Source organism: Actinoallomurus rhizosphaericola (assembly GCF_024055675.1).
GTDB lineage: Bacteria > Actinomycetota > Actinomycetes > Streptosporangiales > Streptosporangiaceae > Actinoallomurus > Actinoallomurus soli.
This window is the reverse complement of record NZ_JAMXMW010000018.1, coordinates 1-22,119: the sequence shown is the minus strand read 5'-3', so window position 1 is coordinate 22,119 and position 22,119 is coordinate 1. Positions and strand designations below refer to the sequence as shown.

Sequence of the window (22,119 nt, the reverse complement as noted above, 5' to 3'; positions counted from 1 at the left end):
GGCACCCCGACGAGTTTCGTCCGTTCTCACGTGATCCGGCGTTCGGCGGCGAATGCTGAATCTGGAGCGAGAGCCTGAGCTTGAGCGGCCGCCTCTGCCATTGGGCCATCCCGGCGCGAGTGCCGGGAGAGGGACTCGAACCCCCAACTGTCCACCGCGATCAGACTGAACTTCAGTTTCAGCTTGCGCTCCTTGCGCTTCCCCCGCAGAGACGGGGGAGTCTGTGACGCTACCCGAAGAGGTAGCGGAACACCACGTCACCGACGCGCCGGTCGGTCACCTCCGCGCCGTTGGCCTCCTCGCGGGCGAACTTCACGGCCTGCTGCAGCTTCTCCACCCGCTCCAGCAGCTCGTTGATCCGCCGGGCGGGCAGCGCGCCGGAGAACTTCACCGTGGTCCAGTAGCCGACGGCGACGTCCTCGTAGTAGACCTCCACCTGCGCCGGGTGCTTGTCCGTCGCCTCCGCCTTGACGTGGTTGCGCGGGACCTTCTTGGTGCGGATGGTGCGCACCGGCTCGGTCCGCCAGGCGTCCGCGGAGTCGTCGAACGCCCAGGTCTCGGCGGCGTCCAGCGCCGGGAGCTTCTTGACGAAGGTGTGCAGGTCGGTGAGCTGCTTCTCCAGGAAGAGCAGGTACGTGACGGGGACGTCCCGCAGCAGCGTCTGGCCGTCGACCGTGACGTCCGCCCTGGCCTCGCAGTTCGCCCAGTCCTTGGTGGCGGTCACGTCGAACAGCCGCGTCATGATCTCGGCCGTCCGGCGCAGAACCTCATCGGCCTTCACCTGCACCCGGGTCGACTCGGGCGGAAGCTGCTCGCCCTCCTCGTCCTTCGGCTGGTAGGTACGCGAGATGCCGGACAGCAGAGCCTGCTTCTGCAGCCCGTGGTGAGCGTCGGTCAGGTCGCGGAGCGTTCCGCTCTTGATCCCCTTCTCGACGGCGATGATCTGGTTCAGTTTCGCCACCATGCCCCCTTTCTGGCAGGACGCACGGTATCGCGATCTTCGTTCGGTGCGCAGGTCCATTAATGTGGGCCGGTGGCACACCGGCAGAGCGCTCGTACCGTGGAGGCGAAGGTCGACTCCGGCATCGCGCAGCTGGTCCCCGATCCCTACCGCCCCCGGGCCCACGTCCTGATGCTGGACGGCGCGCCGCAGTCGCACGTGGACCTCGACGACCCGGCCTACCTCGACTTCGAGTACGTGCGGCGGCTCGGCCACGTCGTCGACCTGGCGGCTCCGGAGCGGCGTCCGCTGCGGGTGCTGCACCTGGGCGGCGGCGCCCTCACCCTGCCGCGCTACGTCGCCGCGACCCGGCCGCGCTCGACCCAGCAGGTGGTCGAGATCGACGCGGCGCTCATCGAGTTCGTCCGGCGCGAACTCCCGCTGGAGAAGGGCCATCGGATCCGGATCCGGCACGGCGACGCCCGTGAGGTCCTGACCCGGACCCACGAGGACTCCTTCGACCTGGTGGTCGGGGACGCGTACGCGGGAACCCGGTCGCCCGCGCACCTGACGACCGTGGAGTTCGCCGGCGCCGTGGCCCGGGCGCTGCGCGCGGACGGGTGGTACGCCGCGAACGTCGCCGACGGCGCACCGCTGTCCTTCGCCCGGGCGCAGGTCGCGACGCTGCGGGCCGTCCTCCCGGAGGTGTGCCTCATCGCGGACCCCGCCGTGCTGCGCGGCCGCCGGTTCGGCAATCTGATCCTCATCGCCGGGCGGACACCGCCGCCCGTGGCGGAGCTCACCCGCAGGGCCGCCGGGGATCCCTTCCCCGGCCGGGTCCTGGACGGGGAGGAGCTGGCGAGGTTCACGGCCGGGGCCGCCCCGGTCACCGACGCGACCGCCCGCCCGTCGCCTCCCCCGCCCAAGGGGATCTTCTGACCGTCCGCCCAGGTCCTCAGAGCAGGGGCGCGGCGCCGACGTAGTTCTCGGCGAGCGTCGTCGCGGCCGCCGTGGACGCGGCGACGTACTCCAGGTGGGACAGCTGAAGCCGGTGCCCGAAGGCGTCCTGGCGCGGGTCCTTGTGCAGCAGCGTCGTCATCCAGTACGAGAAGTGCTCGGCCCGCCACACCCGGCGCAGGCAGGTGTCGGAGTAGGCGTCGAGCAGCTCGGTCGTCCCGGAGTCGTACCAGGCGCCCAGCGCCTCGGCGAGGACGACGACGTCGGAGATCGCGAGGTTCAGGCCCTTCGCTCCGGTGGGCGGGACGATGTGCGCGGCGTCTCCCGCGAGGAACAGGCGGTCGTGGCGCATCGGCTCCGCGACGAAGCTGCGCATCGGGGTGATCGACTTCTCCAGGATCGGCCCGTCCCGCAGCTCCCAGCCGTCGTCGGTGGCGAACCGCGCCCGCAGCTCGGACCAGATCCGCTCGTCGGGCCACGCGGCGATGTCCTCGGCGGGGTCGACCTGGAGATACAGCCTGCTGATCTTCGGGGAGCGCAGGCTGTGCAGCGCGAACCCGCGATCGCTGTACGCGTAGATCAGCTCGTCCGTCGACGGCGGGACGTCGGCGAGGATGCCCAGCCACGCGAAGGGGTACTCGCGCTCGCGGATCCGCGTGTCCGGAACGGCCGGGCGGCACACGCCGTGGAAGCCGTCGCAGCCCGCGATGACGTCGCACTCCAGCGTCTCGACGCGTCCGTCACGACGGAAGGTCACCGTCGGCGTGCTCGGGTCGACCTCCAGCACCTCGGCCTTGAAGTGGATCTGTCCCCCGGCGCCCAGCCGCGCGGCGATCAGATCCTTGACGATCTCGGTCTGCGCGTAGACCGTCACCGTGCGCCCGCCCGTCAGCTCGGACAGCGGGATCCGGTGCCCGGCGCCGGCGAAGCGGAGTTCGAGGCCGTGATGGGTGAGGCCTTCGCGGTCGAGCCGTTCTCCGACGCCGCTCTCGCGGAGTACGTCCACGGTGCCCTGCTCCAGCATCCCGGCCCGCTGCCGCTTCTCCACGTACGCGCGGTCCCGGCTCTCCAGTACGACCGAGTCGATGCCGCGCAGCCGCAGCAGGTGAGAGAGCAGCAGTCCGGCGGGTCCGGCCCCGGCGATCGCGACTTGGGTGCGCATCGATCATCCTCTTTCGAATGTCCTCGGCACGATCCTCGCGCCGGCGCCCCCGCTGTCACCCCCAGTCTTTCCACTCAGCGGAACCGCCATGGGCGTCGACGTCCCGGGCCAGCGCGTTCGCCGCCGCGAGGACCGCCGGCACCAGACGCCGCAGGTCCACGACGTTCCGCCGGGTGACGAGCGACAACGCCGCGAACACCTCACCGGCCGCATCACGGACCGGCGCCGCGACCGAGCAGGTCCCGAGGGACATCTCCTCACGGGTCACGGCGAATCCGGAGCGCCGCACCTCCACGAGACACGCCCGCAGGCGATCGGCGTCCGTGACGGTGTGGGGGGTGTACGGCGGCAGCCCCTGCGCGATGACCTTCTCGGCGAAGTCGCCCTCGGCGAAGGCGAGCAGGATCTTGCCCACCCCCGTGGCGTGCAACGGGAGCTCGGCCCCGACCCGCGTCACGATCGGCACCGACCGGGGTCCGCGCAGCCGTTCGAGGTAGAGCGCCTTGTCGCCGCTGAGCACCGCGAGCTGGACGTTCTCGTGGGTGGCCGCGTACAGCTCCTCCATGTGGGGCAGGGCGAGCTCGCGCAGGCTCCGCGCCGCCGACGCCTGCGCGCCGATGCGCCACAGACGTGTTCCGATGCGGTACGACCCGTCGGGCAGGCGTTCGAGGAAGCCGCCGCCGGTCAGCTCCCGGACGAGGCGATGCCCCGTGGCGAGCGGCAGCCCCGCGCGGCCGCAGATCTCGGTGAGGGTCAGCCGGACGCCGCCGGGCGCGAACGACTCGAGGATGGCCATCACCTTGCCCGCCACGCTGGGGGGGCGCTCGACACTCGGCATCGCTCCCGCTTTCTCACCCTGGACCTTCACGATAGGCAACGCCCCGCGACCCGGCACCGGGTCGCGGGGCGTAAGAGCCCCGATCAGTTGGCGCGGATGTGCAGCGCCTCGATGATCAGGTCCAGCTTCCTGCCCTGCTCGTCGAGCCGCTCGTCGATCGCCCCGAAGCGCGCGTCGATCTGCCCGAACCGCTTGTCGACCTGGGCGAAGCGCTCGTCGTACCCTTCGACCTTCTCGGTCAGCACGGCGATGGCGCTGTCGAGGTGGTTGAGCCGCTCGCCGTGGTCCTGCTGGGTGGTCCAGATGCGGGTGACCGTGTCGTTCAGGGACGCCAGCTGACGGCCGTGCTCTGTCAGCTGCCGGCCATGCTCTGTGAGCTGACGGCCGTGCTCTGTGAGCTGACGGCCGTGCTCTGTGAGCTGCCGGCCATGCTCCGCCAGCTGACGACCGTGCGCCGTCAGCTGACGACCGTGCGACTGCTGCGTCTGCTGAATGATCGTCAGCTGGTCGTAGATCGCGTAAACGTCGTTGTTGAGCTGGCTGATCCGCCGCTCGGTGTCCGCCACGTCCATGACCCTACCTCCCGTGCTTCGCGTTCCCTGGGGGGATCGGGGAACTCGATCACGCACCCGCCGACGCGGAGCGTGAGCGACAGATTATGCTCAGAGCGAACACGGAGAGAAATCGATCACTCACTCTCGGCGATGAGCCCTTCCTCCGCGAGGACCCGCTGGGCCACCGCGAAGGCGGAGTTGGCCGCCGGGACACCGCAATATACCGCGGTCTGCAGCAGGACCTCCTTGATCTCGTCGACCGTGAGCCCGTTGCGGACGGCGGCGCGCACGTGCATCGCGAGTTCGTCCAGGTGCCCGCGGGCGACCAGCGCGGTCAGCGTGATGCAGCTGCGCGTCCGGCGGTCCAGGCCGGGCCGGGTCCAGATCTCCCCCCACGCGTACCGCGTGATGAAGTCCTGGAAGTCGGCGGTGAACTCCGTCGTACGGGCCTGCGCGCGGTCGACGTGCGCGTCGCCGAGGACCTCCCGGCGAACCCTCATTCCCTCGCTCATGCCGTCCTCTCCACGTGGCGTACCAGCGCCTCGGTGACCGGACCGGGGTTCTCCAGGCCGGCCAGATGGGCCCCGGGCACCACGACGAGCTCCGCGCCCGGGATCCCGCCGGCGAGGATCTCGGCGTGGTCGAGCGGGGTGGCCACGTCCTCGGCGCCCGCGATGATCACGGTGGGAACGGTCACGTCGCCGAGCCGGTCCCGGACGTCGAAGCCGGCGAGAGCCTCGCAGCACGCGGCGTACCCCTCCGGGTCGATCCGCCGGAGCATGTCCCGTACGGCGGCCACACCGGGGCCTGCGTAACCGGCGGTGAACCAGCGTTCCAGGAACATGCCGGTCAGCGGCTCGAGTCCGCCCGCCCGGACCCGCGCGGCGCGCTCGTGCCACGGACCCGGGTCCCCGAACCGGGCCGAGGTGCAGCACAGGGCCAGGCTCGTCAGCCGGTCCGGGTGACGCAGCGCGAGGCTGGTGCCGATCGCCCCGCCCAGGGACACTCCGGCGTAGGCCGCGCGGCCGACGCCGAGCCCGTCGAGCAGGTCCGCGACCGCGTCCGCGAAGTCCGCGATCGAGCCGTGGAGCGCGGGAGAACCGTTGTGGCCGGGGAGGTCGAACCGGAGGGTCCGCCACGAGGCGGTCAGGGCCGGCAGCTGCGGCCGCCACAGGTCGAGGGTCGTGCCGAGAGAGGGGCCCAGGATCAGGACGGGCGCCTCCTCCGGGCCGTCGAGACGATGGTTCAGCTCACTCACTCCGGTCCTTTCCGGCGTAGGCGTCGAGGGCGCGGTCGACGAGTTCCGGCGCGCGGCCGATCACCTCGGCCAGGTCGATGTCCTCCGCGAGCAGGTCGCCGAGCGGGCGTCCCTCGCGCACCGCCCGCGCGACCGTCTCCTTGGCGGCCGCCCGGCCCTCCCGTTCGGCGAGCCGGCCGGCGACGTACTCGGCGAGGAGCTCGTCGCGGAGGTTGGCGCGCATGCGGTCCGGGAGGACCTCCAGGCCCGTGGTCAGCTCGGCGGCGGTCTCGGCGGCGCCGCCGACCAGGCGCAGGCAGTCGTTGAACGGCTGCCACTCCGCGTGCCACTCCCCCGTCGGCCGGTCGAGGCCGGCGGTCTGCGCGGCGAACAGGATCTGGACGTACGCGGGAACGCGCAGCGCGGCGGACCTGATCATCGTGGCGAGCACCGGGTTGCGCTTGTGCGGCATCGCCGAGGACCCGCCGCGTCCGGGCGCGGCCGGCTCGGCGACCTCCCCGACCTCGGTCTGGGCGAGCAGCACGACATCCGTGGCGATCTTGCCGAGGGCGCCGGCGACCAGGGCGAGCGCGGCGCCGAGTTCGGCGACGGGCGCGCGCAGCGTGTGCCAGGGCAGCACCGGCTCGGCCAGTCCGGTCTCCTCGGCGAACAGCGGCAGCAGGTCGGTGGTGCCGAGCGCGGCCAGGGTCCCGGCGGCGCCGCCGAGCTGGGCGGGCAGCCGCACGGCCGCGAGCCGGTCCCGTGCCTCCGCGACCGCGGTGAGCCAGCCGGCGGCCCGCAGCCCGAAGGTCGTGGGCACGGCCTGCTGGCCGAGGGTCCGCCCCGCCATGGGGGTGTCCCGGTGCCGGCGGGCCAGGCCGGCGAGGGCGTCCGCCGTACGGCCGAGGTCCGCGAGGATCGTCGCGCGGACGCGCGACGCCACCAGCATCGCGGCGGTGTCCATGATGTCCTGGCTGGTCGCGCCGGCGTGGACCTGGTCGCCCGCGACCTCGCGGAGCGCGGCGACGAGCGGCACGACCGGGTTGCCCGCGCCGCGCGCCCGTACGGCCAGGTCGGCCGGGTCGATCCGGGCGCCGGCGAGGGCGCGCGCGACGTCATCGGAGACCAGCCCGAGCCGGGCCTGGGCCCGGGCCAGGGCCGCCTCCGCGTCGATCAGGGCGCGCACCCACGCCTCGGCGGACGTCGCGGCCTCCGCCGCGGTCCCGGCGGCGACCGGGGACAGCAGATCAGCCGAAGTACCGCTCAAAGAAGACCGTCTCCCGTTCTCCACGCAGGTGGACGTCGAAGCGGTAGGACCGCTCGCCCTCCGGTACGGCGACCAGCGTGTCACGCCGGTCGTCCGGCACCGCGGACAGCACGGGGTCCGTGGCGTTGCCCGGCTCGCCCGGGAAGTAGATGCGGGTCGCGACCGGCTTGAGCAGGCCGCGGGCGAAGACCAGCACCGCGATGTGCGGGGCCGGTCCGCCGGGCTTGAGCGTGGAGAACCAGTAGTTCCCGGCCGCGTCGGTGCCGCAGCGGCCGAAGCCGGAGAAGTCCTTGCCGGCGCGCCGCAGCGCGCCGCCGCCCCGGGGGACGTTGCCGTCCGCGTCCGCCTGCCAGATCTCCACGAGCGCGTCCGGCAGCGGCTCACCGGCGCCGTCCAGGACCCGGCCGCGGATCCGGATCGCGTCCGGATGCCACTCCGGCACGACGTACGGGCCGTCGGCGTACGGCAGGGCGTAGCCGAAGAACGGGCCGACCGTCTGCGAGGGGGTGGTCGTGTGCCGCTCGGTCATCAGGCCTCCATCGGGGTCGCGCCGAGGACGATGTCCCACTGGTAGGCGAGGGCCCAGTCCGGCACGGTCGTGTCGATGTCGAAACGGGAGACGAGACGTTCCCTGGCCTTCTCGTCGGGGATCGACTGGAAGATCGGGTCGTAGGCGAACAGCGGGTCGCCCGGGAAGTACATCTGGGTGACCAGCCGCTGCGTGAACGCCGTCCCGAAGACCGAGAAGTGGATGTGCGCGGGCCGCCAGGCGTTGTGGTGGTTCCCCCACGGGTAGGCGCCCGGCTTGATCGTGACGAAGCGGTACCGGCCGTCGGCGTCGGTGAGACAGCGGCCGGCGCCGGTGAAGTTCGGGTCCAGCGGCGCCGGATGCTGCTCGCGCAGGTGGATGTAGCGCCCGGCGGCGTTCGCCTGCCAGATCTCGACCAGCGCGCCCGGGACGGGGCGGCCGGTGGAGTCCAGGACCCGGCCGGTGACGACGATCCGCTCGCCGAGCGGGTCGCCGGAGTGGTGCTTGGTCAGGTCGTTGTCGAGCACGCCCAGTTCCTCATGGCCGAAGACGGGGCTGACCAGCTCGATCGCGTCGGGCCCGTACTTGGGCATGACCAGCGGCCGGGACGGCGCCCGCAGCGGCGTGCTCCCGTACGGCGGGTACAGATACGGCGGATTCGGGTCGGTCATCGAGATGCTCCGATCGGGGGTTCGGTGCGGTCGCGGATCTCCTGTTCGCTCACGCCGGGCGCGGTCTCGACGAGGACCAGACCGTCCGGGGTGACGTCCAGCACGCCCAGGTCGGTGATGATCCGCTGGACGCACGACGCGCCGGTCAGCGGCAGAGAGCACTCTTCGACGATCTTCGGGCTGCCGTCCTTGGCGGTGTGCTCCATCACCACGATCACCCGCCGGGCGCCGTGGACGAGGTCCATCGCCCCGCCCATCCCCTTGATCATCTTCCCGGGAACGGCCCAGTTCGCCAGGTCGCCGCGGGCCGACACCTGCATGGCGCCCAGCACGGCCAGGTCGACGTGACCACCGCGGATCATCCCGAAGGACATCGCCGAGTCGAAGAACGACGCCCCGCGACGGACCGTCACCGTCTCCTTGCCCGCGTTGATCAGGTCGGGGTCGACCTCGTCATCGGCCGGGTACGGGCCGACGCCCAGCACGCCGTTCTCCGAGTGGATCACCACGTCCACGCCCGCGGGCAGGTGCCCGGGGATGAGCGTCGGCAGCCCGATGCCCAGGTTGACGTACATCCCGTCGGAGAGCTCCGCCGCCGCCCGCGCGGCGATCTCGTCCCTGCTCCAGCTCATTGGTCGCTCGACCTTCTCACTCGCTCCGCGGCCGGACTCGTTCCTCCCCCGGCCACTCCACTCGCTGCGGCGGCCTCACTCCAGCTCATCGGTCGCTCGACCTTCTAACGGTGCGCTTCTCGATCGGCTTGTCGGCGGCCTGCTCCGGGGTCAGCGCGACCACGCGCCGCACGAAGATCCCCGGCAGGTGGACCTCGTCCGGATCGAGGAAGTCGACGAGCTCGTCGACCTCGGCGATCGCGGTCCGGGCCGCCATGGCGCACAGGGGGTTGAAGTTCCGGGCGGCCTTGTCGAACACCAGGTTGCCGTGCCGGTCCCCGCGCGCGGCGCGGACGAGCGCGAAGTCGGTCCGGACGCTCTCCTCCAGGACGTACGACCGGCCGCCGAACTCGCGGACCTCCTTCGGCGGGGAGGCGACGACGACGTCGCCGTCCGGCCCGTACCGCCACGGCAGACCGCCCTCCGCGACGAGCGTGCCCACGCCCGCGGGGGTGTAGAACGCCGGGATGCCGCTCCCGCCCGCGCGCAGGCGCTCGGACAGAGTCCCCTGCGGCACGAGCTCCAGCTCGATCTCCCCTGACAGGTAGCGCCGGGCGAGCTCCTTGTTCTCCCCGACGTAGGACCCCATCGCCCGGATGATCCGGCCGGCGTCCAGGAGGCGTCCCAGCCCCCGGCCGACGGTGCCGCAGTTGTTCGACACGATCGACAGCTCCGAGCTGCCCCGTTCGTACAGCGCGTCGATCAGCGTGAAGGGGACGCCGCACAGCCCGAACCCGCCGACCGCGATCGACGCGCCATCGCCGATGTCCGCCACGGCCTCGGCGGCCGAGGGAAGCACCTTGTCCATGTCCCCACCCTGTCAATCCGCCCGGCCCCGGCCACCGCGTTCCTTCCGCTGAGCGGAAATCCCGGGGTCCGGCTTCCGCCGCTCGCGAAAGATCTCGCTCGGGCCGGTCGGGATGATCGACGATCGGATCATGCGACTCCTGGTGATCGGCGGATCCGTCTTCCTCGGCCGTGACTTCGTGACGCAGGCGCTCCGGCGGGGCGACCGGGTCACGACGTTCAACCGCGGGCGGAGCGGCACGGACGTGCCCGGGGCCGAGGTGATCCGAGGCGACCGAGAGGACGAGGACGACCTGCGCCGGCTCGTCGAGGGCCGCCGCTGGGACGCGGTCATCGACACCTGCGGGTACGTGCCCCGGGTCGTCGGGCGGTCGGCGCGGGCCTTGTCGGGCCACGCGGACGCCTACCTGTTCGTCTCCTCCGTGCACGCCCATGCCGACTGGCCGGAGCGGCGGGTCGACGAGGATTCCGCGCTGCTGCCGTGCCCGCCGGACGCCGGGCCGGACGCCGAGGTCCCGTACAACGCCCTCAAGGCCGGATGCGAACGCGCGGTCGAGTCCGAATTCGACGGCCGGGTCCTGATCCTGAACCCGGGACTGATCGTCGGGCCGCGCGAGCAGGTGCCCCGGCTGACGTGGTGGCTGACCCGTGTCGCGGCCGGCGGGCCCGTCCTCGCACCGGGCGACCCCGGCCGCGCCATGCAGCTGATCGACGCGAGGGACATCGCCGCGTTCGGCCTGGCGCGGCTGACGGACGGCGCGACCGGACGGTTCCTGCTGAGCGGGGTTCCGGGCAACACGACGTTCGGCGCGCTGCTGGACGAGTGCGTCCGCGTCACCGGGTCGGACGCCGTGCCGACGTGGGTGGAGGACGACTTCCTCCTCGCCCAGGAGGTGACCGAGTGGACCGAGCTGCCGATGTGGACCGCGGACGGCCCCGCGTCGGCGGGCGTCTGGCTGCCCTCCTCCGAGAAGGCGCTGCGCGCCGGGCTGCGCTGCCGCCCGGTCACCGAGACGGTCCGCGACACGTGGTCCTGGATCCTCGAGGAGAAGATCACCAGGGACCGGGCCGTCGAAGGCGGACAGGGCATCGCCCCGGAGAAGGAGCGCCGGATCCTCGCCGCCTGGGCGGCGACGGGCGCGGACCCGGACGAGCATCCGAGAACCCGGTAACGTCGGGGGCCGAGAGCGGGAGGAGCGGGCCGATGCAGCTGGCCGATGGAGTGGGTGCGGTCTTCACCGACCGGTCCGGCGGGACGAGCGCCGCGCCGTACGACTCGCGCAACCTCGGGGGCGGCGTCGGGGACGATCCGGCCGCGGTCCGGGAGAACCGCGCCAAGACCGCCGCCGAGCTCGGGGTCGAACGGGTCGTGTACATGCGCCAGGTGCACAGCGCCGACGTCCGGTACGTCACCGAGCCCTTCGGTGACGACCCGCCGGCCCTCGACGGCGTCCACACCGGCGAGAGGGGCCTGGCCCTGGCGGTGCTCGTCGCCGACTGCGCTCCCGTGCTGGTCGCCGATCCGGTCGCACGGCTGGTGGGCGGCGCCCACGCGGGCCGCGTGGGCACGGCCGCCGGTGTCGTCCCCGCGCTGGTCGAGGCGATGGCGGCGCGCGGCGCCGACCCGGCCCGGATGATCGCGCTGATCGGCCCGAACGCCTGCGGCTCGTGTTACGAGGTGTCCGCCGAGCTGCGCGACGAGGTGTCCGCCGTGCTGCCCGCGGCCTGGTCGACGACCCGGCAGGGGACGCCCGCGCTCGACATCAGGGCGGGGATCACCGCGCAGCTCACCGCCGTGGGCGTGGCCGACGTACGGCACGACGCGCGCTGCACCATCGAGAGCCCCGAGCTGTACTCCTACCGCCGTGAGGGCCGTACCGGCCGGTTCGCCGGGCTCATCTGGCTGGAGTGAGCGCGATACCGATCGAGATCCGGCGCGGGTGATCGTGCCGGAACAGATCACGACGAAACGGTGTTGGAACGTGCGCCCCGGTCCGCCGGCCTGAGGGCGGCGAAAATCGGGTGGCGCGGTGCCCGCCGATCGGGCACGGTGGACGCCGGAGGCTGGACTGTCCGGCTGCCTGCCTATCCTTCCGGTTGCGATGGGATCTTCGATTACCGACCTGCAGACCCGCCTGCCCGAGCTGATGCTGCGCGACCGGCATCGGCTACGTCGTCGTCTCGACGGACTGCGCAAGGTGCGCGCCGCCGACGCCCGGGAGAAGATCCTCGCGGAGGTCGCCACGGAGGTCGAGGCCGCCGAGCGCCGCGTCGCGCGCCGCCGCGCCGCGATCCCCGCGGTCACCTATCCCGAGGCCCTCCCGGTCAGCCAGAAGAAGGACGAGATCCTCAAGGCGATCGCGGACCACCAGGTCGTGATCGTCGCCGGGGAGACCGGGTCCGGCAAGACGACCCAGCTGCCCAAGGTCTGCCTGGAGCTGGGCCGGGGCGTCAAGGGGCTCATCGGGCACACGCAGCCGCGCCGGCTGGCCGCGCGGACCGTCGCCGACCGGATCGCCGAGGAGCTGGGCACCGAGCTCGGCGAGACCGTCGGCTACCAGGTGCGCTTCGCCGACCACTCCGGCGAGGACACGCTGGTCAAGCTGATGACCGACGGCATCCTGCTCGCCGAGATGTCCCGCGACCGGATGCTGCGCCGCTACGACACGCTGATCATCGACGAGGCGCACGAGCGCAGCCTGAACATCGACTTCATCCTGGGGTACCTCAAGCGTCTGCTGCCCAAGCGCCCCGACCTCAAGGTGATCATCACCTCGGCGACGATCGACCCCGAGCGGTTCTCCAAGCACTTCGACGACGCGCCGATCATCGAGGTGTCCGGACGCACCTACCCGGTCGAGGTGCGCTACCGGCCGGTCGAGGAGGACGACGACCAGGTCCAGGCGATCATGGACGCGGTGGACGAGCTCGCCCTGGAGGAGCCGGGCGACGTCCTGGTGTTCCTGTCCGGCGAGCGGGAGATCCGCGACACCGCCGACGCCCTGGAGAAGCGCAAACTCAAGAACACCGAGGTGCTGCCGTTGTTCGCCCGGCTGTCGACGGCCGAGCAGCACCGGGTCTTCCAGTCGCACCGCGGCCGCCGCATCGTCCTGGCCACCAACGTCGCGGAGACGTCGCTGACCGTGCCGGGCATCAAGTACGTCATCGACCCGGGCACCGCCCGGATCTCGCGCTACAGCCACCGTACGAAGGTCCAGCGGCTGCCGATCGAGCCGATCTCGCAGGCGTCGGCCAACCAGCGCAAGGGCCGGTGCGGCCGGGTCTCCGAGGGCATCTGCATCCGGCTGTACTCCGAGGAGGACTTCCTCGCGCGCCCGGAGTTCACCGACGCGGAGATCCTGCGCACCAACCTCGCCTCGGTCATCCTGCAGATGACCGACCTGGGCCTGGGCGACATCCTCGACTTCCCGTTCATCGACCCGCCGGACCGCCGCAACGTCAAGGACGGCGTGAACCTCCTGCAGGAGCTCGGCGCGCTCGACGGGGACCGGCTGACGCAGCTGGGCCGCAAGCTCGCGCAGCTCCCCGTCGACCCGCGGCTGGCCCGCATGGTGCTGGAGGCCGACCGGAACGGCTGCGTGGACGAGGTCATGGTGATCGCGGCCGCGCTGTCGATCCAGGACCCGCGCGAGCGTCCGGCGGACAACCGCGCCGCCGCCGACCAGCAGCACGCCCGGTTCGCCGACAAGGAGTCGGACTTCCTGGCGTACCTCAACCTCTGGAACTACCTGAGAGAGCGCCAGAAGGAGCTGTCCGGCAACCAGTTCCGCAGGATGTGCAAGCAGGAGTACCTCCACTACCTGCGCATCCGCGAGTGGCAGGACATCTACGGGCAGCTGCGGCAGGTCGGCAGGGACCTCGGCGTCACGATGAACACCACGCCCGCCGACCCGCAGCGCGTCCACGTCTCGCTCCTGGCGGGCCTGCTGTCGCACATCGGCCTCCTGGACACCGAGAAGAAGAACGGCGGAGGCGGCAAGGACGACGCCCGGCGCGGCCCCCGCGAGTACCTCGGCGCCCGGAACGCCCGGTTCGCCATCTTCCCGGGCTCCGCGCTCGCCAAGCGGCCGCCGCGCTGGGTGATGGCGGCGGAGCTGGTCGAGACGTCCCGGCTGTGGGCGCGCATGGCCGCCAAGATCGAGCCGGAGTGGGTCGAGCCGCTCGCCGGCCACCTGGTCAAGCGCACCTACAGCGAACCGCACTGGGAGAAGAACCAGGGCGCGGTGATGGCGTACGAGAGGGTCACGCTGTACGGCGTGCCGATCGTGGCGCAGCGCAAGGTGAACTACGCCAGGATCGACCCGGAGCTGTGCCGTGAGCTGTTCATCCGCCACGCGCTGGTCGAGGGCGACTGGGACTCCCACCACCGGTTCCTGCGCGACAACCGCCGGCTGCTGGAGCAGGCCGAGGAGCTGGAGCACCGGGCGCGGCGCCGCGACATCGTCGTCGACGACGAGACCCTGTTCGCGTTCTACGACGAGCGGGTCCCCGCCGACGTCGTCTCCGCGCGCCACTTCGACGCCTGGTGGAAGAAGGCGCAGCGCGACGAGCCGGAGCTGCTCACCTTCTCGACGTCGATGCTGGTCAACGACGCCGCCGGGGAGGTCAGCCAGGCCGACTACCCCGACGCCTGGCAGGCGGACGGGCACCGGTTCCGGCTGTCGTACCAGTTCGAGCCGGGCACGGACGCCGACGGCGTGACCGTGCACATCCCGCTGCCGGTGCTGAACCAGGTCGGCGGCGAGGAGTTCGACTGGCAGATCCCCGGCCTGCGGCAGGACCTCGTGACCGAGCTGATCCGGTCGCTGCCCAAGCAGCTGCGCGTCAACTTCGTGCCCGCGCCGAACGTCGCCCGCGAGGTCCTGGCCCGCATGACCCCCGGCTCGGGGCCGCTCCTCGACGCCCTGGAGCGCGAGCTGCGCGCGATGACCGGCGTCACGGTCCCGCGCGAGGCCTGGGACCTGTCCCGCGTCCCCGACCACCTGAAGATCACCTACCGGGTGACCGACCGGCGGCGCACCCTCGCCGAGGGCAAGGACCTCGCCGCGCTGAAGCGCCGCCTGGCGCCGAAGGTGTCCGCGACGCTGTCGAAGGCCGCCGACGACATCGAGCGGAAGGGCCTGCGCGCCTGGGACATCGGCACGCTCCCGCGCGTGTACGAGCAGGGCCGGGTCAGGGCGTATCCGGCGCTCACCGACGAGGGCGACAGCGTTGCCGTGCGCACGTACGCCACGGAGGCCGAGCAGGAGCGGGCGATGTGGCGCGGCACCCGGCGGCTCGTCCTGCTGAACAGCCCCTCCCCGCTGAAGTACCTGCAGAGCAAACTGGACAACCAGGCCAAGCTGGTGCTCAGCCACAACCCCCACGGCAGCGTCCCGAAGCTGCTGGACGACTGCGTCGCCTGCGCCGCCGACCATCTCATCACCGAGGGCGGCGGCCCCGCCTGGGACGAGGCCGGGTTCCGGCGCCTGACCGACCACGTCCGCGCCGACCTCGCCGACACCGCCGCCGACGTCCTCGCCCACGTGCAGCGCGTCCTGGCGGCCGCGCACCAGGTCGAGCGCAGGCTGAAGAGCACGAACAGCCCGACGCTGATCCCCGCGCTGACCGACATCCGGGCGCAGCTGTCCCGGCTGATCTACCCCGGCTTCGTCACGGTCACCGGCCGCCGTCGGCTGCCCGACCTCCTGCGCTACCTGCGCGCGATCGAACGCCGTCTCGACAAGCTCCCCGACGACCCGCACGGCGACCGCCTGCGCATGCAGCGCGTCCAGCAGGTCGAGGCCGCCTACATCCGGGCCCGCGACGCCAGGCCCGGGAACGCCGAGATCCGGCGGGTCCGCTGGATGATCGAGGAGCTGCGGGTCAGCGTCTTCGCCCAGCAGCTCGGCACCGCCTACCCCGTCTCGGAGAAGCGCATCCTCAAGGCCCTCGACCAGGCCACCGCCTCCTGATCCCCGGTCCCAGGGTCTGCCTCAAAGCCCCGCTGTCCTACTGCGCGGCTTCGAGACAGGTCCTAGGCGACGAGCTCCGCCTCGATCGGGGAGCGGCCCCGGGCGCGCGGGGCGAGCCGGACGGGGCCCAGCCAGGAGGTGAGCCGGGCGGCCTCGGCGGCGATCGCGGCGGCGGCCTCCGTGCCGACGTCCTCCAGCAGCCGGCAGACCACCTCGCCGTCGGCGCGCTGCGCCCAGCCGCCGACGGCCCGCCCGTCGCACCAGACCGTGGGACCGGCGTTGCCGTTGCGGTCGAACAGGAGCGGGCCGTGCTCGCCGAGATACCAGTCCCGGCCCGCCCAGCCCATGACCGTCGGGTCCAGGGCGGGCAGCAGCGCGACCCAGTGACCGGGGTCGGGCCCGGGCTCCACGTCCTCGGCCAGGACGTACCCGTCCTCGCCGTCGAGCTCGACCCGCTCGACCGCGATCAGCTCCAGCGCCCTCCTGACCTGGGTGAGCGTGAGCCCGGTCCACCACTTCAGGTCGGCGGCGGTCCCGGGCCCGTACGCGCCGAGCCATCGGCGGATCAGCTCGGCGCGCGCCTCCTCCGCCGGGACGCGCGGCAGGCCGCCGGGCCACCACGCCTCGGCCGGGGACCAGCTGAACTGGCTGCTCGTCCATGAGCCGCGTGGCCGGCCCCGGATGATCCGGCCCTCGGCGGCCAGGACGAGCAGTACCCGGTTGGCGATGGTCGGCCGGGCCTCGTACGCCTTGCCCTCCGACAGCACGATCCGCTCCTTGAGTCGCGGCACGTCGGCGGACAGGTCGGGCGTGAACGCCTCACCGCGGGCCCGCAGCGCGGCGACCGTGGCCTCCTCGACCTCCCGTAGCCAGGCGTCGTCGCCGAGGCCCGCCTCCTCGATGTACCGCACGGTCTTACGGCGCTCACGCCGCGCCACCTCGTCGGAGCAGGCCGCCTGGACGATCGGAGCCGACTCGGCCGGGACGGTGAACACGGTCCGCCGCATGGCCAGCATCCGAAGCAGCAGGCGGTCGTCGTACAGCGCCCGCTCGACCGCGCCGACGTCGGGAACCCGCATGCGGGCCGCCGCGGCGAGGTGCACCGACGCCGGGTCGGTACCGTGCAGCGCCACCAGCGCGCGGGCGACGTCGACGGCGGTGTCCGCCGGATCCGCCAGGTGGTGCCGTGCTCCGAGGCGCGCCCGGCGCTCCTCGCTCTTTATCGCCCGTACGGTCATCCGCCGATTATGACCGGACCCGCCGACATTTCCGGGATTCGAGGCGATCACGGAGAGTGATGTTCGTGCTGCGCGGGTACACGGTCGCCATGCCGGAACCGTTCGGGGCCGGAGGCGGCCCGATCGACCTGTTCGCGGCGCGGGGGCAGATGGGATTCTCCCTCGGCTGGCACATCATCCTCGCCTGTTTCGGCGTCGGCATGCCCGCGTTCACGGTGTTCGCCGAGTGGCGCGGGCACCGTACCGGGAACGAGGACTACATCCGTCTCGCGCACCGCTGGGCCAAGGCGATGGGAGTGCTGTTCGCCGTCGGCGCGGTCTCGGGCACGATCCTGTCGTTCGAGATGGGCCAGCTGTGGCCGGGACTCATGGCGCGGTACGGCCAGGTCGTGGGGTTGCCGTTCGCGCTGGAGGGATTCGCGTTCTTCATCGAGGCGATCTTCCTGGGCATCTACCTGTACGGATGGGACCGGTTGCCGCGCCGCTGGCACGTGCTGACCGGGCTGCCGGTCTGCGTGGCCGGCGTCGCGTCCGCGTTCTTCATCGTGTCGGCGAACGCCTGGATGAACCAGCCCCGCGGCTTCGACCTGGTGAACGGGATGCCCGTCAACGTCCGTCCGTGGGCGGCGATGTTCAACCCGGCGATGCCCCGCCAGGTCCTCCACATGGTCCTGGCCGCGTTCATGGTCTCCGGCTTCGGGATCGCGAGCGTCTACGCGGTGGGCATGCTCCGCGGCCGCCGGGACCGGTACCACCGCATCGGGTTCCTGCTCCCCTTCACCGCGGCCGCGATCATCGCCCCGGTGCAGGTCATCGTCGGCGACTCGATGGCGCGGTTCCTGGCGACCAACCAGCAGACCAAGCTCGCCGCGATCGAGGGCCTCAACGAGACCGGGTCCCACGTGCCCCTCTCGATCGGCGGGCTGTACGTCGGCGGCAGGATGCGGTACGCCGTACGGGTCCCGGACGCGCTGTCGCTGCTCGTCGGGTACCGGCCCGGCACAGTCGTGCACGGCCTTTACGAGGTCCCGCCCGCCGACCGCCCTCCGGTCAACCCGGTCCACCTGGGGTTCCAGGTCATGGTGACCATCGGGTTCGGGCTGGTCCTGCTGGGGCTCTGGCTGGCGCTCGCCTGGTGGCGGCGCCGCGACCTCCCGCGGTCCCGCTGGTTCCTGCGGCTCTCGGCGATCGCGGGCGTGGCCGCCGTCGTCGCCCTGGAGGCCGGCTGGGTCACCACGGAGGTGGGCCGGCAGCCCTGGATCGTCTGGCGGTACATGCGCACGTCCGACGCCGTCAACCCGGTGCCGGGCCTGTGGATCAGCCTGCTCTCGCTGCTGGCCGTCTACACCGTCCTGACCGTGGCGGCCGTGTACGTGCTCGACCGCCTGCGGCGTCAGCGGGTCACCGCGCCGCAGGAGGGCTGGACCGAGGAGTACGCGCCGTGACCGCCGCCCAGGCCGTGCTGGCCCTGGCCTGGGCCGGGGTCATGATGTACGCCCTGCTGGGCGGCGCCGACTTCGGCGGTGGGTTCTGGGACACCCTGGCGGGGAGCCCGCGGCGCGGTTACGGCCAGCGCCGGCTCATCGAACACGCGATCGGGCCGGTCTGGGAGGCCAACCACGTGTGGCTGATCTTCGTCCTGGTGATCTTCTGGACGTGCTTCCCGATCGTGTTCGCGTCGGTCGCCTCCACGATGTACATCCCGCTGACGCTCGTCGCGTTCGGCATCATCGCGCGTGGGGCGGCGTTCGCCTTCCGCAAGGCCAGCACCGAGCTCTGGCAGTTGCGGCTGTTCGGCGGCGCGTTCGCGCTGTCCTCGGTGGTGACCCCGTTCTTCCTCGGCGCCATCGCGGGCGGCGTGGCCTCCGGGCGGGTCCCGGCCGGCCTCGCGAAGGGCGACATCGTCGGGAGCTGGGTGAACCCCACCTCGTTCCTCGGAGGGGTGCTCGCGATCGGAACGACCGCGTACCTCGCGGCCGTCTACCTCACCGCGGACGCGCGCCGGGAGGGCCGGCGGGACCTGGCGGAGGCGTTCCGGCACCGCGGGATCATCGCCGCGGTGGTCACGGGCGTCATCGTGATCGGCGGCATCTTCGTCATCCGCCAGGACGCGCCGCGCCTGTACTCCGGCCTGATCGGCCGGGCCCTTCCCATCGTCGTCCTGTCCGCGGTCGCCGGGATCGTCTCGCTCGCGCTGCTCGCGGCACGGCGGTACGCCCTCGCGCGGGTCACCGCGGCCCTCGCCGTCGCCGCGGTGATCTGGGGCTGGCCCGTCGCGCAGTACCCGCTGCTCCTGCCGCCGCACGTCACCGTGATGAACGCCGCCGCCCAGGCCACCGTCCTGCGCACGACGCTGGCCTCGGTCCTCATCGGGCTGGTCCTCCTGGTGCCGTCGCTCGTCTGGCTCTTCACACTGTTCCAGCGCAGCAGGCACGCCGAGCCGGACTAGCGTGACGACCTTCTATGCTCGGGCGCATGACGTCCGACGTCGCACCGCATCCCCCACAGGATCCGACGAACCGCACGAGCCCGGAGCAGACCGCGGCACCTGATCGCGTTCCGCCGCGCGGCGCGGCGCCCGTGGCCGGTCCGCGAGACGGCGCGGCGCCCGTGATCGACCCGCGGGACGACGCAGGGGCCGTGGCCGGTCCGCGAGACGGCGTGGCGCCGGTGAGCGCTCCGGAGAGCGAGACCGAGCCGGTGGGGGTCGGGCCGCATCCGCTGCCCTGGCCGGACGACCCGCGCTTCGACCCGGCTCTGCTCGCGGGCGGCGACCGGCGCAACGTCGTCGACGAGTACCGGTACTGGAGCAACGAGGCGATCGTCGCCGACCTCGACACCCGGCGGCATCCCTTCCACGTCGCCGTCGAGAACTGGCAGCACGACTTCAACATCGGCGCGGTCGTCCGCAACGCCAACGCGTTCCTCGCCGCGGAGGTGCACATCGTCGGCCGGCGGCGCTGGAACCGGCGCGGCGCCATGGTCACCGACCGCTACCAGCACGTACGGCACCATCCGGCGACGAGCGACCTGGTGGCCTGGTGCCGCGAGCGCGACCTGCCGATCATCGGCATCGACAACCTGCCCGGGTCCCGTCCGATCCAGAGCGCGGAGCTGCCGACCGCGTGTCTCATGCTGTTCGGTCAGGAGGGGCCGGGCCTGTCGGAGGAGGCCCGGGAGGCCGCCGACGTCGTCCTGCACATCCCCCAGTTCGGTTCGACCCGCTCGATCAACGCGGGTGTCGCCAGCGGCGTCGCGATGTACGAGTGGATCCGGCGGCACGCCACCCTCTGACCTCCGCCGGGCTCATCGCCCCGGATCCGGTTCGCCCGGCCGTCCGGTCTCCAGCCGGTACGCCCGCGCCTGCAGGTCGTAGAGCTCACGGAAGACGCCGCCGGCCGCGAGCAGCGCGGCGGGCGGCCCCTCCTCGACGACCTTGCCGTGGTCGAGGACGTAGACCTGGTCGGCGAGGCGGACGCTGGCGAGCCGATGCGTGATCAGCAGCACCGTACGGCCGTCGGCGTGGCCGCGGATCCGCTCGAACAGCGCGTGTTCGGCACGGGCGTCGAGGGCGGCGGTGGGCTCGTCGCAGATCAGCAGCGGAGCGTCCCGGTAGAAGCCGCGGGCGACCGCGATCCGCTGCCACTGCCCGCCCGACAGCTCATGGCCGTCCTTGAAACGCCGGTCGAGCAGCGTGCCGTACCCGTGGGAGAGCGGCTCGATGACCTCGTCCGCCCCGGAGGCCCTCGCCGCCTCGGCGATCCCGGCGTCGTCGGGCGTACGGCCCATGGCGATGTTGTGCCGTGCCGTCATCGGCCAGTGGGTGTAGTCCTGCGGGATCATCGCGACGTTCTCCCGGAGACGTTCGAGGTCCACCTCGGACAGGCGGTCGGCGTCCCAGCGGACCTCGCCCGCGTCGGGCCGGTACAGCCCGGCCAGGATCTTGGCCAGGGTCGTCTTGCCGGAGCCGTTCTCGCCCACAAGGGCGACGACCTGCCCCGCGCGGATCCGGACCGACACGCCGCGGAGGCTGGGCTCCTCCGCTCCCGGGTAGGTGAACCAGACGTCCTCGGCGGAGATGGCGGCGAAGGTCACCGGCACCGGTCCGTTCCGCGGCTCGGGGATCCGCTGCTCGGCCTGGGCGCAGAAGTCGAGGTAGTCGGCGAAGTACAGGCCCGACTCGTAGCACTGGTTGACCGCGAACAGGAGCGAGGCGAGCGAGGTCTTCCCGCTGCGGATCGCCAGGACCGCGGTTCCCGCGACGGCCAGGGGCACGGCACCGGTCGCGAGCAGCACGCCCAGCACGACGTACACCGCCCCGGTCGCCAGACCACCGACGATCTCACCGAGCACCTGCACGACCGTCTGCCGGCGGGCCAGACCCACGTGGACCCCGCACTCCTCGGCACCGAGCCGGTCGTGTTCGCGGCCGAGGAAACCGCGCATCGTGAAGGCCCGGATCTCCGCGGCGGAGTCCCGGTCGGCCATCAGCTCCGCGAGCACCCACTTGCGCCGGCGCACCGGGGACAGGGTGAAGATCGCCAGGTAACGCATCCGGGCCGATCGCGCCGCCGCCCACCCGTCGGGCACCGCCGTCAGGAGCAGCAGCGGCAGCAGTACGGGATGGAGCAGGCCGAGGGCCCCGGCCGCCGCGGTGAGCCCGACGAGGCCGGTCAGGATGTCGATCGCCTCCTGGACCACCGCCGACGCCTCGTACAGGCCGCGCTGGCGGGCCCGGTGCATGGCGTCGTGGAAGTCGGTGTCGTCGAAGGCCGTCAGGTCCACCCGCATGGTCAGGTCGAACAAGCGGGTCTCGACCATGCGGTTGACCTTCGGTTTGAGCCGGGCCTGCGCCCAGCCCGCCCCCGCCTGCAGCCCGGAGCGCAACGCCGCCGCCCCCGCGACCAGCGCCAGCGACGGCAGGGCCGCCCGCACCCGGTCGGGCGTCGCCCCACCGGCGAACAGCGCCGTCAGCACACCGGACGTGGCCAGCAGGCCGTACGCGGTGAAGACGCCGGCGGCGAGGTTCAGCAGGACGGTCGCCGTCGTGTCGAACCGGCTCGCCCGCCAGGCCAGGCGGATGGCCGCGCCGACCAGGGTGGGCAGCCGGCGGCTCATGCCCGCCAGACTCGTGGCGGCCAGCTCCCCTAAGAGGTCCTAACAAAATGATCACTTTGGTCCCACGGTGGCTGCCGGGCAGCTTTGATCATCTTCCGTGAAGAAGGGCGAGCAGCCTCCGTGGATCGTGCGGGACAGCCTGTGGGAGCGGATCG

20 protein-coding genes are annotated in these 22,119 nt (G+C 72.3%); 7 read left to right on the top strand and 13 right to left on the bottom strand.

Annotated features, from left to right (window positions below; genetic code table 11):
• Nucleotides 1–229 precede the first annotated feature (229 nt).
• A complete protein-coding gene (locus tag NE234_RS32560; RefSeq protein ID WP_454923404.1) occupies nucleotides 230–961 on the bottom strand; it encodes a DUF7873 family protein in 732 nt (243 codons plus the stop codon).
• A 72-nt stretch (nucleotides 962–1,033) separates the two neighbouring features.
• Between NE234_RS32560 and NE234_RS32555 the strand changes: the two genes are divergently transcribed.
• Nucleotides 1,034–1,879 (top strand): spermidine synthase, encoded by an 846-nt coding sequence (locus NE234_RS32555; RefSeq protein ID WP_252784712.1) that lies wholly within the window; start codon nucleotides 1,034–1,036, stop codon nucleotides 1,877–1,879.
• Nucleotides 1,880–1,895: 16 nt separating this feature from the next.
• On the opposite strand, the gene NE234_RS32550 is transcribed toward NE234_RS32555, so the two are convergent.
• The 10 genes from NE234_RS32550 to NE234_RS32505 form a co-directional block, all read right to left on the bottom strand.
• Nucleotides 1,896–3,059 carry a 4-hydroxybenzoate 3-monooxygenase gene (locus NE234_RS32550; protein ID WP_252784711.1) on the bottom strand — a complete coding sequence of 388 codons (1,164 nt, stop codon included), beginning with the start codon at nucleotides 3,057–3,059 and terminating at the stop codon, nucleotides 1,896–1,898.
• A gap of 55 nt (nucleotides 3,060–3,114) precedes the next feature.
• Nucleotides 3,115–3,897, bottom strand: a complete 783-nt coding sequence (locus tag NE234_RS32545) for an IclR family transcriptional regulator (protein WP_252784710.1) — start codon at nucleotides 3,895–3,897, stop codon at nucleotides 3,115–3,117.
• Between the two features lie 83 nt (nucleotides 3,898–3,980).
• A complete protein-coding gene (locus NE234_RS32540) occupies nucleotides 3,981–4,463 on the bottom strand; it encodes a hypothetical protein (protein ID WP_252784709.1) in 483 nt (160 codons plus the stop codon).
• A gap of 122 nt (nucleotides 4,464–4,585) precedes the next feature.
• The gene (gene pcaC / locus NE234_RS32535; protein ID WP_252784708.1) at nucleotides 4,586–4,963 is read right to left on the bottom strand and encodes a 4-carboxymuconolactone decarboxylase; all 378 of its coding nucleotides are present in this window, start codon (nucleotides 4,961–4,963) and stop codon (nucleotides 4,586–4,588) included.
• The gene (locus tag NE234_RS32530) at nucleotides 4,960–5,709 is read right to left on the bottom strand and encodes an alpha/beta fold hydrolase (protein ID WP_252784707.1); all 750 of its coding nucleotides are present in this window, start codon (nucleotides 5,707–5,709) and stop codon (nucleotides 4,960–4,962) included. The genes pcaC and NE234_RS32530 overlap by 4 nt, the downstream gene beginning before the upstream one ends.
• Nucleotides 5,702–6,955 carry a 3-carboxy-cis,cis-muconate cycloisomerase gene (gene pcaB, locus NE234_RS32525; protein WP_252784706.1) on the bottom strand — a complete coding sequence of 418 codons (1,254 nt, stop codon included), beginning with the start codon at nucleotides 6,953–6,955 and terminating at the stop codon, nucleotides 5,702–5,704. The genes NE234_RS32530 and pcaB overlap by 8 nt, the downstream gene beginning before the upstream one ends.
• Nucleotides 6,936–7,484: a protocatechuate 3,4-dioxygenase subunit alpha gene (gene pcaG / locus NE234_RS32520; RefSeq protein WP_252784705.1), complete on the bottom strand. Its 549-nt coding sequence runs from the start codon at nucleotides 7,482–7,484 to the stop codon at nucleotides 6,936–6,938. Before pcaG ends, pcaB begins: the two co-directional genes overlap by 20 nt.
• Entirely contained in the window at nucleotides 7,484–8,155 is a 672-nt protein-coding gene (gene pcaH, locus NE234_RS32515) for a protocatechuate 3,4-dioxygenase subunit beta (RefSeq protein WP_252784704.1), read from the bottom strand. Before pcaH ends, pcaG begins: the two co-directional genes overlap by 1 nt.
• Complete coding sequence (locus NE234_RS32510) at nucleotides 8,152–8,787, bottom strand: CoA transferase subunit B (RefSeq protein ID WP_252784703.1); 636 nt, start codon at nucleotides 8,785–8,787, stop codon at nucleotides 8,152–8,154. Before NE234_RS32510 ends, pcaH begins: the two co-directional genes overlap by 4 nt.
• 85 nt (nucleotides 8,788–8,872) lie before the next feature.
• Nucleotides 8,873–9,634, bottom strand: a complete 762-nt coding sequence (locus tag NE234_RS32505; protein ID WP_252784702.1) for a CoA transferase subunit A — start codon at nucleotides 9,632–9,634, stop codon at nucleotides 8,873–8,875.
• 130 nt (nucleotides 9,635–9,764) lie between these two features.
• On the opposite strand from NE234_RS32505, the gene NE234_RS32500 reads away from it, so the two are divergent.
• From NE234_RS32500 to hrpA, 3 genes are all read left to right on the top strand, one after another.
• A complete protein-coding gene (locus NE234_RS32500; protein WP_252784701.1) occupies nucleotides 9,765–10,805 on the top strand; it encodes an NAD-dependent epimerase/dehydratase family protein in 1,041 nt (346 codons plus the stop codon).
• Between the two features lie 32 nt (nucleotides 10,806–10,837).
• Entirely contained in the window at nucleotides 10,838–11,545 is a 708-nt protein-coding gene (gene pgeF, locus NE234_RS32495; protein ID WP_252784700.1) for a peptidoglycan editing factor PgeF, read from the top strand.
• A gap of 190 nt (nucleotides 11,546–11,735) precedes the next feature.
• A complete protein-coding gene (gene hrpA, locus NE234_RS32490) occupies nucleotides 11,736–15,608 on the top strand; it encodes an ATP-dependent RNA helicase HrpA (RefSeq protein WP_252784699.1) in 3,873 nt (1,290 codons plus the stop codon).
• Nucleotides 15,609–15,670: 62 nt separating this feature from the next.
• Here the strand turns inward: hrpA and NE234_RS32485 are convergent, their stop codons facing one another.
• The gene (locus NE234_RS32485; protein WP_252784698.1) at nucleotides 15,671–16,846 is read right to left on the bottom strand and encodes a winged helix DNA-binding domain-containing protein; all 1,176 of its coding nucleotides are present in this window, start codon (nucleotides 16,844–16,846) and stop codon (nucleotides 15,671–15,673) included.
• 59 nt (nucleotides 16,847–16,905) lie between these two features.
• Between NE234_RS32485 and NE234_RS32480 the strand changes: the two genes are divergently transcribed.
• The 3 genes from NE234_RS32480 to NE234_RS32470 are packed head-to-tail and all read left to right on the top strand — an operon-like array spanning nucleotide 16,906 to nucleotide 20,140.
• Nucleotides 16,906–18,291 carry a cytochrome ubiquinol oxidase subunit I gene (locus tag NE234_RS32480; RefSeq protein WP_252784697.1) on the top strand — a complete coding sequence of 462 codons (1,386 nt, stop codon included), beginning with the start codon at nucleotides 16,906–16,908 and terminating at the stop codon, nucleotides 18,289–18,291.
• The gene (locus NE234_RS32475; RefSeq protein WP_252784696.1) at nucleotides 18,288–19,295 is read left to right on the top strand and encodes a cytochrome d ubiquinol oxidase subunit II; all 1,008 of its coding nucleotides are present in this window, start codon (nucleotides 18,288–18,290) and stop codon (nucleotides 19,293–19,295) included. Before NE234_RS32480 ends, NE234_RS32475 begins: the two co-directional genes overlap by 4 nt.
• A 26-nt stretch (nucleotides 19,296–19,321) precedes the next feature.
• Entirely contained in the window at nucleotides 19,322–20,140 is an 819-nt protein-coding gene (locus tag NE234_RS32470) for a TrmH family RNA methyltransferase (protein ID WP_256529800.1), read from the top strand.
• Nucleotides 20,141–20,152: 12 nt separating this feature from the next.
• Here the strand turns inward: NE234_RS32470 and NE234_RS32465 are convergent, their stop codons facing one another.
• A complete protein-coding gene (locus tag NE234_RS32465; RefSeq protein WP_252784695.1) occupies nucleotides 20,153–21,964 on the bottom strand; it encodes an ABC transporter ATP-binding protein in 1,812 nt (603 codons plus the stop codon).
• Nucleotides 21,965–22,119 lie beyond the last annotated feature (155 nt).

Coding starts and splice junctions, on each gene's coding strand:
- NE234_RS32505 (WP_252784702.1), bottom strand. CDS start 9,634: ATGGACAAGGTGCTTCCCTCGGCCGCCGAGGCCGTGGCGGACATCGGC.
- hrpA (WP_252784699.1), top strand. CDS start 11,736: ATGGGATCTTCGATTACCGACCTGCAGACCCGCCTGCCCGAGCTGATG.
- NE234_RS32480 (WP_252784697.1), top strand. CDS start 16,906: ATGTTCGTGCTGCGCGGGTACACGGTCGCCATGCCGGAACCGTTCGGG.
- NE234_RS32545 (WP_252784710.1), bottom strand. CDS start 3,897: ATGCCGAGTGTCGAGCGCCCCCCCAGCGTGGCGGGCAAGGTGATGGCC.
- pcaC (WP_252784708.1), bottom strand. CDS start 4,963: ATGAGCGAGGGAATGAGGGTTCGCCGGGAGGTCCTCGGCGACGCGCAC.
- NE234_RS32470 (WP_256529800.1), top strand. CDS start 19,322: ATGACGTCCGACGTCGCACCGCATCCCCCACAGGATCCGACGAACCGC.
- pcaG (WP_252784705.1), bottom strand. CDS start 7,484: ATGACCGAGCGGCACACGACCACCCCCTCGCAGACGGTCGGCCCGTTC.
- NE234_RS32485 (WP_252784698.1), bottom strand. CDS start 16,846: ATGACCGTACGGGCGATAAAGAGCGAGGAGCGCCGGGCGCGCCTCGGA.
- NE234_RS32465 (WP_252784695.1), bottom strand. CDS start 21,964: ATGAGCCGCCGGCTGCCCACCCTGGTCGGCGCGGCCATCCGCCTGGCC.
- pgeF (WP_252784700.1), top strand. CDS start 10,838: ATGCAGCTGGCCGATGGAGTGGGTGCGGTCTTCACCGACCGGTCCGGC.
- NE234_RS32510 (WP_252784703.1), bottom strand. CDS start 8,787: ATGAGCTGGAGCAGGGACGAGATCGCCGCGCGGGCGGCGGCGGAGCTC.
- NE234_RS32500 (WP_252784701.1), top strand. CDS start 9,765: ATGCGACTCCTGGTGATCGGCGGATCCGTCTTCCTCGGCCGTGACTTC.
- NE234_RS32550 (WP_252784711.1), bottom strand. CDS start 3,059: ATGCGCACCCAAGTCGCGATCGCCGGGGCCGGACCCGCCGGACTGCTG.
- pcaH (WP_252784704.1), bottom strand. CDS start 8,155: ATGACCGACCCGAATCCGCCGTATCTGTACCCGCCGTACGGGAGCACG.